This is a genomic window from Paenibacillus lacisoli (assembly GCF_030580655.1).
Taxonomy (GTDB): Bacteria; Bacillota; Bacilli; order Paenibacillales; family Paenibacillaceae; genus Paenibacillus; species Paenibacillus lacisoli.
Genome location: NZ_JAUQTB010000001.1, coordinates 78,195 through 90,396, shown reverse-complemented (window position 1 = coordinate 90,396; position 12,202 = coordinate 78,195). Strand labels below are relative to the sequence as shown.

The 12,202-nt window shown below is 46.1% G+C and carries 15 protein-coding genes; 13 read left to right on the top strand and 2 right to left on the bottom strand.

Annotation, left to right across the window (positions count from 1 at the left end; translation table 11 throughout):
* Positions 1–215 precede the first annotated feature (215 nt).
* The 4 genes from Q5741_RS00460 to Q5741_RS00445 all read left to right on the top strand — a co-directional run bounded on the left by Q5741_RS00460 (position 216) and on the right by Q5741_RS00445 (position 2,687).
* Positions 216–884: a PspA/IM30 family protein gene (locus Q5741_RS00460; RefSeq protein ID WP_305022079.1), complete on the top strand. Its 669-nt coding sequence runs from the start codon at positions 216–218 to the stop codon at positions 882–884.
* A 105-nt stretch (positions 885–989) separates the two neighbouring features.
* A complete protein-coding gene (locus Q5741_RS00455; RefSeq protein WP_305022078.1) occupies positions 990–1,394 on the top strand; it encodes a DUF350 domain-containing protein in 405 nt (134 codons plus the stop codon).
* A 25-nt stretch (positions 1,395–1,419) separates the two neighbouring features.
* Positions 1,420–1,926 (top strand): DUF4178 domain-containing protein, encoded by a 507-nt coding sequence (locus Q5741_RS00450; RefSeq protein WP_305022077.1) that lies wholly within the window; start codon positions 1,420–1,422, stop codon positions 1,924–1,926.
* Positions 1,927–1,937: 11 nt separating this feature from the next.
* Entirely contained in the window at positions 1,938–2,687 is a 750-nt protein-coding gene (locus Q5741_RS00445; RefSeq protein WP_305022076.1) for a DUF4247 domain-containing protein, read from the top strand.
* A gap of 75 nt (positions 2,688–2,762) precedes the next feature.
* On the opposite strand, the gene Q5741_RS00440 is transcribed toward Q5741_RS00445, so the two are convergent.
* The gene (locus Q5741_RS00440; RefSeq protein WP_305022074.1) at positions 2,763–3,071 is read right to left on the bottom strand and encodes an HNH endonuclease; all 309 of its coding nucleotides are present in this window, start codon (positions 3,069–3,071) and stop codon (positions 2,763–2,765) included.
* Between the two features lie 167 nt (positions 3,072–3,238).
* Here Q5741_RS00440 and Q5741_RS00435 point away from each other — a divergent pair, with 167 nt between their 5' ends.
* Positions 3,239–4,516, top strand: coding sequence for a molybdopterin molybdotransferase MoeA (locus Q5741_RS00435; RefSeq protein WP_305022073.1), 1,278 nt, complete (start codon positions 3,239–3,241; stop codon positions 4,514–4,516).
* A gap of 38 nt (positions 4,517–4,554) precedes the next feature.
* A complete protein-coding gene (gene mobB / locus Q5741_RS00430) occupies positions 4,555–5,133 on the top strand; it encodes a molybdopterin-guanine dinucleotide biosynthesis protein B (RefSeq protein WP_305022072.1) in 579 nt (192 codons plus the stop codon).
* Positions 5,134–5,212: 79 nt separating this feature from the next.
* Here the strand turns inward: mobB and xerS are convergent, their stop codons facing one another.
* Positions 5,213–6,292 carry a tyrosine recombinase XerS gene (gene xerS, locus Q5741_RS00425; protein WP_305022071.1) on the bottom strand — a complete coding sequence of 360 codons (1,080 nt, stop codon included), beginning with the start codon at positions 6,290–6,292 and terminating at the stop codon, positions 5,213–5,215.
* Between the two features lie 193 nt (positions 6,293–6,485).
* On the opposite strand from xerS, the gene Q5741_RS00420 reads away from it, so the two are divergent.
* The 7 genes from Q5741_RS00420 (at position 6,486) to Q5741_RS00390 (ending at position 12,110) form a co-directional block, all read left to right on the top strand.
* On the top strand, positions 6,486–6,914 hold the full coding sequence (locus Q5741_RS00420) for a GNAT family N-acetyltransferase (RefSeq protein ID WP_407074310.1): 429 nt from the start codon (positions 6,486–6,488) through the stop codon (positions 6,912–6,914).
* Positions 6,915–6,966: 52 nt separating this feature from the next.
* Complete coding sequence (locus tag Q5741_RS00415) at positions 6,967–7,581, top strand: flavin reductase family protein (protein WP_305022069.1); 615 nt, start codon at positions 6,967–6,969, stop codon at positions 7,579–7,581.
* Between the two features lie 502 nt (positions 7,582–8,083).
* Positions 8,084–8,503: a GTP pyrophosphokinase gene (locus tag Q5741_RS00410; protein ID WP_305022068.1), complete on the top strand. Its 420-nt coding sequence runs from the start codon at positions 8,084–8,086 to the stop codon at positions 8,501–8,503.
* Positions 8,504–8,767: 264 nt separating this feature from the next.
* On the top strand, positions 8,768–9,712 hold the full coding sequence (locus tag Q5741_RS00405; RefSeq protein ID WP_305022067.1) for a tyrosine-type recombinase/integrase: 945 nt from the start codon (positions 8,768–8,770) through the stop codon (positions 9,710–9,712).
* Positions 9,713–9,952: 240 nt separating this feature from the next.
* Entirely contained in the window at positions 9,953–11,215 is a 1,263-nt protein-coding gene (locus Q5741_RS00400) for a WD40/YVTN/BNR-like repeat-containing protein (RefSeq protein ID WP_305022066.1), read from the top strand.
* A gap of 130 nt (positions 11,216–11,345) precedes the next feature.
* The gene (locus tag Q5741_RS00395) at positions 11,346–11,531 is read left to right on the top strand and encodes a hypothetical protein (protein WP_305022065.1); all 186 of its coding nucleotides are present in this window, start codon (positions 11,346–11,348) and stop codon (positions 11,529–11,531) included.
* Positions 11,532–11,714: 183 nt separating this feature from the next.
* Positions 11,715–12,110 (top strand): DUF2500 domain-containing protein, encoded by a 396-nt coding sequence (locus Q5741_RS00390; RefSeq protein WP_305022064.1) that lies wholly within the window; start codon positions 11,715–11,717, stop codon positions 12,108–12,110.
* Positions 12,111–12,202: the final 92 nt, after the last annotated feature.

Sequence of the window (12,202 nt, the reverse complement as noted above, 5' to 3'; positions counted from 1 at the left end):
GTTAAGACATTCTACTTTGTTATGCTCTTTCGGCATCTGTTTTATGCTTATTCGTCTGATCAATTGAAGCAAATGGATGATATTTTCTGATTAAGGGTAATAATTTATATAGTGGGCAAAAAATTGCTTAAAAAAGTGAAACGCAGAACTGATACTTTGCGTAAATAGAAACATAAGAAAACAATTAACTGACTTTCCAGGGAGGAAATCAAATTATGTCCATTTTCAAAAGACTTCGTGACCTGACTATGTCCAACATCAACGCAATTATCGACAAAGCTGAAGACCCGATCAAAATGACGGACCAATACATTCGTGATATGACGGAAGACCTGGAAGATGCGGAGAAAGCGGTAGCTGCCCAGATCGCCATCGAGAAGAAATTCAAACAGCTGTATGAAGAGCAGGATGCTTTGGTGAAGAAACGTGAGGAGCAGGCCCATACGGCGGCCAAAGCTCAAAATGTTGATCTTGCCCGCCGTGCACTGGAAGAGAAAAAGTCCGCTGAGCAAAAGCGTGATGAGTACAAGGCCAGTTATGACCAGAATAAAGCTTCTGCGGATAACCTTCGTGCCAAGCTGGACGAAATGCGTAAGCAGCTGACTGAAATGAAGAACAAACGGGAAACCTTGGTAGCCCGTTATAATGCCGCCAAAGCACAGACTGAAATCAACAAGGCAATGAATGGCTTCAGCTCTGATTCTGCGAGCGCCGGTATGAAACGTATGGAAGAGAAAATGCTGCAGATGGAAGCTCAAGCTGAGGCAAGTAATGAAATGGCAGCCAAGGATAAATCACTTGATGATGAATTTGAACAGCTAAATAAGCAGAGCGCTGTTGATGACGAGCTGGCAGCACTTATGAAGCAGTATGATAACAAGTAATTAATTTCTCTGCAAGTCATCCTGAAGGCGAAGGGGAAGATTCAAATTCTCCTTCGCTTTTCATTGCAGTGACAGTGACATACTGAACATGGGGGCTGTGAGCGAATGGATTGGTTGATTGTATCAAGGATGGTCGTGTGGACCGTTGCCGGATCTTTGCTGTTATTTGTATTAATGTACATTGATTCGATATTTACGAAGTACCGGGATTTCCAAGAGGTAAAGGAAGGCAACATGGCCGTGACGGTACGGCTGGTTATGAAGCTTGCCGCACAAGGCTACATATTATCCAGTTCCATCAGCACGTCATACAGTTTATGGGATGCATTAATCTACTCGGTCGTTTCTTTTGTGATTCTTTTTATACTGGAAGCCGTCGTAAGGGTTCTTATCCGGCTGTGGGCTTCGCTTGATCTTGATAGCGGTACCCAGCAGGGCAAGGTGGGATACGGACTATTTTCCGGTACCCTGCATCTTGTCGGCGCATTGATTATTGCAGCTTGCTTCTAATGGAAGAAAGGCAGGAGAACGCTCGATGAGTGTATTCAAAAGAATATCAAATTTATTCGCCAAACCGGAGCCGCCGAAGAAAGAGAAGAGCATGCTTCAGCTGTCACCCGGTGATATCTGTGAGGTTTCTCTCGTAACGTACCAAGTGGTAGGCAAAGTGCAGAACCGAAGCAGAAATGCTGTAGTTTTGACACTCCAGGATGGGAACGATATCGCATACCTCCATATTGAGGAACGTGAAGTATTACAATTTGCTTTATATGTACCGATTGATGGTCGTCTGGATAACCCGGAAGAAGTTCCAACCATTGTAGAGCTGGATAACGGGACATTCTATCTGGAGGAGCAGTACGCCGGCTATGTAACCGTTCAAGGACGAGCTCCGTTTAAGCAAGGCGGCGAGCAGCACGTATGGCAGTATCAGGCAGATGATTATAAACTGCTTCGTATTGAATGGCAGGATGGCCGCTTCATGCTGTACGAAGGGGACAAAGTGATCCCGGGAGATGTCAAAGTCATCCGGGCAACTTAGGAGAGGTTAAGATGAAAAAGAGCCCATGGCAGTATGCCATTAAGCTGATTCTGGTCGCGAGCCTGTTCATCTCCGTCTTGAGCGGATGCGGCTCCCCTGACGTTAAGGATACTTACCCGCTTGAATCCGTCAGCGGCAGCGGCAGCAGTACTTCTTATGTATATCGGGCTGCGAACAAGACCGTACCTGAGGTTGCAGCCGAGCTGTCGGCAGAACGAACACCGGAGCAAATATCCAAGGAAGACCCTGACCGGATGTTCCTGGTCTACAGTGACAAATGGTACCATCTGCAAAAGGATACCGCTAAGCCTGAAGATACGTTGATTGAAGTAGATACGAAGCAATATGTACAGCAGAATTACAGTTCGAGTTTTCTGCAGGGATACCTGACCGCAACGATTTTGAACTCTATCTTTGATTCTTTACGCGGCTCCGGATCCTATCGTGGTTACAACAGCAGGGATATTTATAAGCCAAGTCAAGGGCAATATCGTGCTCCGACTACTAGTGAGAAGAAAGCAATTCCGCCATTAACCGTCGACCGTGGCGGTTCCATCACCCGTCGAGGCGGTAAGTCAGACAGCGGAAGTTCTTCCGGGGGGCTTTTTAATAGAGGGTCGAGCTCAAGCAAAGGTTCCATCACCCGGGATGGAGGCGGCTCCTCTTCGTCTGGCGGCATTTTTGGTTCACCTAAGAAATCGTATAAGAAACCAAGCACACGCAGCGGTTCTGGACGCATATCCAGGCGGGGGAGAAGATGACGTGAATTTAAGCACTCTACAGACTATCGATAACCATCGAGGTCTGGGAGTGCTTTTTTACTGCGGAATTAACGGTTAACGTCCCTTGGCGCGCACATTACGCGATTTACGGGACCTTGGAATAGTTCCTGCCGGTTGCTTGCGGATCCATTTGATAAAAGAAGAAATAGCCGGATCGTGTTGCAGGGCCTCAATCGTGTTCAATTGCTGTTCGACGAGCTGTTTGTTGGTATAGAGGTGGTGAATTTGTTTATGACAAGGGATACATAAATTAGCTGTAGGCAAAAAAGTACCGCCAAGCTCTTTGGGAGTCAAATGATGCAGAGTCGTTTCTACACCAGCTCTCCCGCAAAGCTCGCACTGCTGCAAATGATTAGGTTTCATATCGGCTCCTCCTTATGTCTAATGTACCCCAATCTGGCCGATCTGCTGTGATGTGATCATACCATTGAGCCCCAGTGCTTGCAGAAGAGGAGAATCCCAGTTATAACTGTATAGAGTGTGTGGTCCGGAAATAACAATAACAACTGTGTGCAGGAGAGTGAAGAGCGATGAGAGAAACCTCACAGAATCCTTATATAGCTTCAGCTAAGTTTAACCGGAAAGCGATCCAGGTATCTGAAGCGCAGAAGCGTGCCCATTCATTAGTAGGGTCGGCCAGGATCGAGAAGGTTCCAATTCACGAAGCTAACGGTAGGTTCCTGGCGGAAGATGTGTTTGCTCCGCATCCGTATCCTTTTTTTCGCAGATCGGGTATGGATGGTTATGCCATTCGCTGTGAAGATGTAGAGCAGGCATCAAGCAATCAGGTAATATGGTTGAAAGTGATTGATGATATCCCTTGTGGTTATGCTTCGGACATGATCTTGACTGAGACAACCGCGGCACGTATTATGACTGGCGCTATGGTACCCGAAGGTGCAGATGCCGTAGTTATGCTGGAGGCGACCGAGTCGAGGACAGAGGGGGGGACATCTTGGGTTGGAATCAAAAGGCCGATGGATCAGGGAGCGAATATCACGCCAGTCGGATTTGAAGTCCGGCCGGATGAGCTGCTGCTGAGGCAAGGAACACGCATTACTGCAGGTGAATTGTCTGTACTGGCTACGTTTGGAATTCACCAAGTTCCTGTGTTTAGCAAGCCGATTGTCGCTGTATTTGCTACTGGTACCGAGCTGCTGCGGGTCGACGAACCGCTGCAGCCGGGAAAAATAAGGAACAGTAATACGATCATGCTGGCTTCCCAGATTGAACAGGCCGGCGGCATAGCTGTTGTACAAGATTCGGTACCGGACGATATTGAATTGGCACGGCAGCGTTTGGATCAGGCAATACAGGAATATGACTTCATTGTAACCAGCGGCGGTGTCTCCGTAGGGGATTATGACATTATGGGTGATCTCGTTCGACGGCCTGAGGTTGATATGCTGTTCAATAAAGTGACTATGCGTCCAGGCAGTGTAACGACAGCAGCTGTGGTCCAAGGCAAGCTTCTGTTTGCCCTCTCAGGGAATCCCGGAGCCTGTTATGTAGGCTTCGAGCTGTTCGTTAGACCGGCTATTCGGAAAATGCTTGGTGATCAGCAGCCGTATCTGGAGACATGGACTGCAACACTGCGGCAAGATTTTAACAAGGTTAACAATTTTACTAGGTTTGTGAGGTCCAGGCTTGAGATAGAGGATGGTAGAGTCTGGGTAACTCCTGCCGCCATCGACGAGTCCAGTGTAATGGTATCCATCAAGGACAGTGATTGTCTGATGATCGTACCTCCTGAGCAAAAGGGATTACAGGCTGGTACACAGGTACAGGTTTTGAAACTGGAGCGATAGTGATGAGGCGGAGAGCAGTCAGCAGAAGACACAAAATGTTGCAGCATTCCAAACGGCGTATACGCCGCCGCCAACCTTGCCAGATTACCATGCCGTTTGTTCTGCAAATTGTAGGGTACAAAAATTCAGGTAAAACGACGTTAATCAGCCGCCTGCTGGAGCTGATATTAAAACAAGGTATTCAAGCAGCGATTATTAAGCATGATGCTCACGGGTTTGAAATGGATCATCCTGGAACGGACACTTACAAACTGCGTACTGCGGGAGCGCATGCAGTTGCCATTACATCTTCTTCAGGAACGGCCGTTCTGGAGGAAGGTGAGCAGAGCCTTGAGGAGCTGATATCCCGATTTGCCGCCTACGATGTTGTCCTGGTGGAGGGATTTAAGGAGGCTTCTTACCCTAAATGGGTAATGATACGCCAAAGCGGGGATATAGAACTGCTGTACAGGCTGAGAAACGTTCGGGCTGCTGTATGGTGGGACAGCAAAGTTTTTCACCACCATTCTGAACATCAGCATGGGCATCAGCCATCTGCGCTTTCTTTCCGACTGGATGATATGAGTGCAATGGAAAAGTGGCTGCTGTGCCAGCTGCATGGACGGCAACGTGAATAACGCTGCAGCACGAAAAGGGTACTGCAGTGTCACTTCTGTGACGAGCAGCACCCTTTAAGCGGGTTCAGCTGTGAATCCACTAGTCCATGCGCCGCTCAATCGCTTCAGACATGGTTTTGTCAGTGAGATGAGCATAAACTTCAGTGGTTTCGGTGGAGGCATGACCCAGCTGTTCCTTTGTTTTGTAAATATCGTTTTGCAGATAATAGTCTGTAGCAAACGAATGGCGAAGCTTATGAACAGTGAGATAGGGCTTGCCGAACGCTTTGGCATATTTGATAATCATCGCCTGGATGGCTCGTTTGGTCATCCGTTTGCCCTCGACCTGTCCATTGGGTACAGTTACGAACAACGCTTTTTCCCTTTTGGGGGCATGATAACGTTCAGTTCGCAGCCTTGTGTAGACTGCCAGTTCATCCTTGGCCTGTTCACGGAAGTATACCGGTGTTTTGAACGTCTCGTCATTATTGCCCTTGCGATATACATATAGCAGTTTGTTGTTCAGATCCAGGTCATCGATGTTCAAGTTCACCACCTCGGAGACACGCAGACCGGAGTTAAGGATCAGGCTGGCAATGCAGGCATCCCGTTCCTTGTTAAGGTTGTGCGAATAAATGGCCTGTTTATTATTGGACATATCCTGACCGTACCCTTCCAGAATATAACCAATGAACTCCAGCAGCTCCTCTTCTTCAAGAATTTTACCCTTGAGCTTGGCTGCGGTATCTTTAGGCTTATGTACGCGCTTGATTTCAACCTTGGCCATAACGTTACGCTTTAGCAGCGGATAGAAGTTCTCATCCTCGGCGATTTGGCTCAGATAGTGAAACAGGGAGCGCAAAGAGGAAAGCTTGCGGGAGACGGTGACCCGGGTATTGCTTCCTTCACGCTTGGTGGTTAAATAAATTCGGTACCCCGTAATACTGTCCATATGCAGAACCTCAAGTTCTTCCAGAGTAACCTGAGTGTTACTTACAGCGCCCGACAATCCTTCAGCGCGCAGCCAGGAGAGGAACATATCATAGTCCCGTACGTACTCGAGCAGCGTTGAGGGAGAGAGATCAGGAAGTTTATAATCTATAAATTTCTGGATGTACCATGGCATGGACGGGAGCTTCTCATCCAGCTTGGCACGGTCTTTTTCTTTTTGTACATTCATCATCAGCACCTCTTTAGAACTGCTCAAATTTATCGTCCATTTTATTGTAACAGGACGAGTACTGAAGATCATTCGATTTTTGCATTAGAGAAGTTTACAATTAGATTGATTCATACGGCAGGGAGGGAGCAGGGTGAGAAAATTAGAATTGGAAGCAGTAACACCTCGAAATAGTCAGATTATACGTCATTTAATGCAATTTTATCTCTATGATTTTACCAGATATCTGGATATTGACGTGGATGAGCAGGGTGTTTTTCCTGAATATCCCGGGTTGGAGGAGTATTATGCGGGCGGCGAGAAACTAGCCTTTATTATTCGATCCAGGCGGCGGCCCGCAGGTTTTGCGCTAATGGAACGGCTCGAAGAGCGGGAAGAGGGAGATTACTATATGACCGAATTCTTCGTACTTCAAAAATATCGACGCAGTGGTGTCGGCAGCTGGGCAGCGAGACAGCTGTTCAAGGAATTCCAGGGGAAATGGAAGGTGACTCAGCTCGGAACCAACCTGCCTGCTCTAGCATTCTGGAGACAAGTCATCAGCGAATATACCGATGGTAAGTTTGAGGAAAAGGTTCACCTAGAACAGGGGCATATCAGTCAGTACTTTGTCAGCAGCTAAGTTACACAAAATCATTGTATGAAAAATTCAAAACAGAAATGAGTGATTATTAATGCTGCGTTTTGATTCAGAACAACTGACTGCCAAAGAACATTATAAGATGCTGATTGGCAGTATAATACCGCGACCCGTTGCGCTGGTAACCACACTTTCACAGAACAAAGTGCTCAATGCGGCGCCATTCAGTTATTTCAACATTATTTCGTCCGATCCTCCCATGGTTTCCATATCGGTTCAGCGCCAAGAAGGTAAGCAGAAGGATACGGCACGTAACGCCGCAGCAGCAGGCGAGTTCGTCGTACATATTGCTGATGAAACCTATGCAGAGGGTATGAATGCCACAGCAGCGGGTCTGCCGTCAGACGAGAGTGAGGTGGACCAGGCGGGTTTAACTCCAATTGAAAGTACACATGTCCAGATTCCTGGTCTCGCCGAAGCGCACATACGCATGGAATGCAAATTGGTACAAATGATCACGCTAGGAGGGACTGACGAGAAGCCGGCAGCCGATCTGCTGATCGGCCGGATCGTCTGTTATCATATATCAGAAGAGCTGTATGACGAGCGGGGATACATAGATCCCAAGAAGTTAAAACCGTTGAGCCGTCTAGCAGGAAACAGCTATGCGACATTAGGAAGGATTTTTGAACTGCAACGTCCCAGATAAGGAGCTGAGACCCTCTTCATTTGAAGAGGGGTTTTTCAACAGTATAAGTTGACATAATAATAATTATGTATAAATTATAATCTAAAAAGAGACGATATAGAAAGAAAATAGATAAATAATTCAACATATGAAAAATTCATCTTGTTCACAAATAGAAAAGGGCAGGTCACCAAAAACCAATCAACGAACCTCATGTTCTTTGAAAGGAGACGCGCCTCGAATATGATAACAGGTTAAATACCCAATTCTGAAAATTAGAAAAACTCATGAAATTTACATAAGAAAAAACATTAAATAAAAATAAAAAATCATCATATGAAAAATTCATAATAAATAAAACAAAAATGAACATAGTTATTATCACTTAGAAAGCAAATACGCAAGTATCTATTATCGAAAAAGGAATTATTGTGAATTTTTGCACAAGTCGCTATATAAACGTTTTTTATCCTACAGAATGGGTAATGGTGTATTAAATAATCCGTACTTCAGGAGGGAAATTATGCAGACAATAACTCAAGCCGTTATGCTCGCAGCTCATTATCATGATGGTCAAACGGATAAAGGGGGGAATCCTTTCGTGTTTCATCCTCTTCGTCTAATGCTCAAAGCACTCTCCGAAGAGGAACAGGTTATCGCAATATTGCATGATCTAATCGAGGATACATCTATCACTATTTCGGAACTTGAACGGAGAGGCTTTAATAGCGAGGTGACTGCTGCAGTAGAGGCGTTATCCAGAGGAGAGCATGAAAGCTATGACGATTTTATCCGGCGTATTAAGAAAAACACTCTGGCACGAAGAGTAAAAATCCTTGATCTTCAGGACAATGTCGAGATGGTCAGACATAAGGATTTGGATGCGCAGCGTGAGAAACAGCTCCGTAAATACAGCAGGGCCTTGGACATTTTATTAAGTTAAGAGGACTAACAGTTAATTCATTTAACAACGTAAAACAGAACCTGTAATATCTTTAAAAAAGTGCGTATAACATAAATTATACGCAGTTTTTGTTTTAAACGAATTTTGTTGAATGCTTCGACAGAAAGTCCGCGCAAAAAGTCGCCAAGATCCCGACAATACGGCCTTTAATAAACGACAAATTACGAAATCTGTTAAAGTGTCACGCTCATTCGGTATAATGTAAGAAGAATAGTAGATAACGGGATTGTGGTGATGATAAAAATGATAAACCGAGACCTGCGTGAAATGTATGCGGATGAGCTGGAAGCTTTCGAGATTTGGTTAAAGGATGCCGGATATACCCGCTATACGCTGAGATCGTATATGGGCGATGTTAGTGAGTTCCTGGAATCATTGGAGGGGAAACAGCTGGAGAAAGTGAAAAAGCTGCATGTCCTGTCTTATCTGTCACGTGCCAGAGAGCGTGGGGTGAGTGATGCGACTCGTAATCGCAAGCATGCGGCTATCAACTGCTTTTACAAAGCACTGATCGAATTGGAAGTCCTCGAGGGTAATCCGGCTGCGGGAATCAAAAAATCGAAAACGGAAAAGAACCGCGCTCCTGTTTTCTTGGATGAATCCGGTTTACAGCGGTTTCTGGATGCTGTAGACGGTAAATACCGGATCCGCAATCTGGCGATTTTCCTGCTTATGGGGTATATGGGGCTGCGGGTCGGGGAGGTGCATGCTCTTGACTGTAAGGATTTTAATGCTGACCGGCGGACGCTAAATGTGTTCGGTAAAGGCCGCAAATGGCGTGCGCTTCCGGTTCCGGAGGTAGTGGCGGAACTGCTGAATCAATCGCTTGCAGAACGGCTTGCGCCTTGGCGGACGAAGGAGGAGGCTATGTTTATTTCACAAAAAGGACAGCGCCTGTCGATCCGTACGATCCAGCAGATCGCTGCTGAGACGTTTGAGCGGTTCCAGAAGGAGCTGCCGCCCAATCAACGGCTGGCTTACTCAAGTCATAAGCTGCGTCACACTTTCGCCACGATGATGCTCCGCAGGGGCGCTGATCTGCGCACGGTACAGGAATTGCTTGGTCATTCATCCATTCAGACAACGACAGTCTACACCCACGTAACGAGCAGAGAAAAAGAAGAAGCGATGGGGATGCTGGAGGTAAAGCTGCCTGAGTTTGCTGATGTTCAAGGTCTTAAGCGTTGATTGTTCAGATTTGGCTGTGTCCCTCATAGGGATGCGGTCATTTTTATTAGAAGTAACAATATAAATAGTTTCATAATTTTAATTATGTAAACTAGCTCTTTTGCAACTTTGTCTATTAAACATAAATATAATTATGTAAACTAATTGCAGCAAATTCGATCCAATCTGATAAATTATGATATAATAGCTCATCGAATCGGATTGAAGATTGAAGGAAGATGTTGAAGGAGGAACAACCAGATGAAGCGGCGTTACGTTCTAGCAGCCTTGGCTTTATTCTTACATATATTACTTGTCTCCTGCAGCCAGGCCGAAACACCGGCAGAGCCGGTCCAACAGCAGGATACCGAAGAGGAAGGACAGACAATAACCGTCGTACCGCCAGGCGGGAATGCAGTAACCAAGGATACTTCCAAATACCAGATTCAGACACGGCTCACCGACTTTCAGCTGCTGAACAGTAAGGAAGGGATAGCCTGGGGGATCACTCGTAATGCACTCCGGTTATATTACACCGAAGACAGCGGGAAGACCTGGATGAATATCTCGCCTGCTGATAATGTTCAGTTTAACTCAAACCCCAAATACGGCCAGGATATCTTTTTTACAGATCCCCAGCATGGCTGGATCGTGCGTGAGGGAATGGGTTCTACAGATTCCATTATGCTCCATACCGAGAATGGCGGTGAGACATGGAAGATCTCTTCACTTGCGTCCAGCCATCAGATAAGCGCCATTCATTTTGTTAATGCAAAGCGTGGATGGCTGATGACTTCTATGGATTCAACCATTGGCAAGGAGATCAAGACGCTCTACAGAACCGATGATGGAGGCTCCACCTGGTCACGTATTATGCAAAATGCTTCCAATGAACAGGTACAGGTGGGCAAACAGATTATATCGGACCAAGGTTATGTGGTGGGAATGACTTTTACAGACGTCAACCATGGATTTGTAACGGTTCATAATCTGGGCCGCCCGCAGCTGCAGGTCACTGCAGACGGAGGTCAGAGCTGGAATGAGAAGGAAGGATTCTTTAATTCGGAGGAGCATGCAGGCTGCTCGGCTTTTCAGACCGGGCGCCCTCAATCTCTTGGTCTTACTGGTAAAAATGTATGGATGTCACTGGGCTGCAGTAAAGCCACAACGACTCAATTCGGTGGTTATTTCTCCACAGACAGCGGTTCCCAGTGGAATTTTGTTCAGTTCGATCTTCGTGGCCAGGAGGGAGTCAATCAGTATCTCAGCCCTACATTTATGAATAGCACCGAAGGTTGGGCTGTTGAGAACGGGAACGTCTATCATACGATCGACCAAGGTCATACGTGGCTGCCTCTTCCTCCAAGCAAGGTATTGATCAAAAAGCTGCAGGATTACCCCGAGATCGTCAAAATTCAATTCTCTACGCCGAAGGTGGGCTGGTTGTTGATTGAGAAGGCAGAAGAGCGAAAATCGCTGCTGCTGCAGACCACAGATGGGGGTTATTCGTGGCATGTGCTGTAGATAGTATGAAGCAGAGAGATCTGCTTCATTTTTTATTTTTAAAATTCAGTTTATATTGTGAAAAATATCACAAAATAACTTTAAACCCGCTGTTATACTGAACCTGTAAACAAAGACAGGAGTGATTACAATGACCAAAACTAACGAGCAATATGTAACCAATAACCTCCTTCAATTCTGTTATACCTGTGAGCATGCCCATGAATGTACAACGGAAGAACAATGCAAAGCCTGCTGGGCCGAGAATGGAATGCTTCCTGAAGAGAACGAAGGCTTAAATGAAACACGGAAGTATCTGAACATGGCTTATGAGTAAGTCGAAAGCCCGAATAAATACGCAGCAAGGATAAATAGCTCTGCCGTTCTGGCAGGGCTATTTATTATACAGACTACACAGGAAGATTTTGCTGAGAAGATACAAGTTCACTTTTTTATCGCATATATATGAGTATTGGAAATCATTGCAGAGAACTTGCGCCTGGCCGAAGGAGGGAGAAAGGTGGGACTTGATTCTTTCTGGATGTTTGACTTCATGGGGACCGTACTGCCGGTCGTATTTGTCGTGATTATAGGAATCGCGCTGATGTCGGCGGGCAAAGGTCTATTGCAGTGGGGCCGTAATCAGCAGCAGCCTGTCTTGACGGTTCATTCTATCGTGACAGGCAGACGAATCGAACTAAAGCATTCCTCAACAGATGAACAGAGTCAGACTCGGACCCGTTATTACGTAACCTTTCAGGTAGAGAGTGGTGACAGACTGGAATTTGACGTCAATGGCAGTCAATACGGTCAGTACGCAGAAGGCGATAATGGAAGGCTGACCTTTCAGGGAACGCAGTTTATCGGATTTGACCGTGACCGGGGTCCAGTTACTTTCCCGCTGCGGCAGCACTGAACAGGGAATATTTCTACAGGTTCACATCGAGCGGCGTAAGCCGCTTTTTTATTTTGTCACCAAATGGGCATTCGCACATAGGATATACCATG

Bases quoted from the DNA above. Each gene is read 5' to 3' on its own strand.
- Q5741_RS00460 (WP_305022079.1), top strand. From the start codon at position 216: ATGTCCATTTTCAAAAGACTTCGTGACCTGACTATGTCCAACATCAAC.
- Q5741_RS00455 (WP_305022078.1), top strand. From the start codon at position 990: ATGGATTGGTTGATTGTATCAAGGATGGTCGTGTGGACCGTTGCCGGA.
- Q5741_RS00450 (WP_305022077.1), top strand. From the start codon at position 1,420: ATGAGTGTATTCAAAAGAATATCAAATTTATTCGCCAAACCGGAGCCG.
- Q5741_RS00445 (WP_305022076.1), top strand. From the start codon at position 1,938: ATGAAAAAGAGCCCATGGCAGTATGCCATTAAGCTGATTCTGGTCGCG.
- Q5741_RS00440 (WP_305022074.1), bottom strand. From the start codon at position 3,071: ATGAAACCTAATCATTTGCAGCAGTGCGAGCTTTGCGGGAGAGCTGGT.
- Q5741_RS00435 (WP_305022073.1), top strand. From the start codon at position 3,239: ATGAGAGAAACCTCACAGAATCCTTATATAGCTTCAGCTAAGTTTAAC.
- xerS (WP_305022071.1), bottom strand. From the start codon at position 6,292: ATGAATGTACAAAAAGAAAAAGACCGTGCCAAGCTGGATGAGAAGCTC.
- Q5741_RS00420 (WP_407074310.1), top strand. From the start codon at position 6,486: ATGCAATTTTATCTCTATGATTTTACCAGATATCTGGATATTGACGTG.
- Q5741_RS00415 (WP_305022069.1), top strand. From the start codon at position 6,967: ATGCTGCGTTTTGATTCAGAACAACTGACTGCCAAAGAACATTATAAG.
- Q5741_RS00410 (WP_305022068.1), top strand. From the start codon at position 8,084: ATGCAGACAATAACTCAAGCCGTTATGCTCGCAGCTCATTATCATGAT.
- Q5741_RS00405 (WP_305022067.1), top strand. From the start codon at position 8,768: ATGATAAACCGAGACCTGCGTGAAATGTATGCGGATGAGCTGGAAGCT.
- Q5741_RS00400 (WP_305022066.1), top strand. From the start codon at position 9,953: ATGAAGCGGCGTTACGTTCTAGCAGCCTTGGCTTTATTCTTACATATA.
- Q5741_RS00395 (WP_305022065.1), top strand. From the start codon at position 11,346: ATGACCAAAACTAACGAGCAATATGTAACCAATAACCTCCTTCAATTC.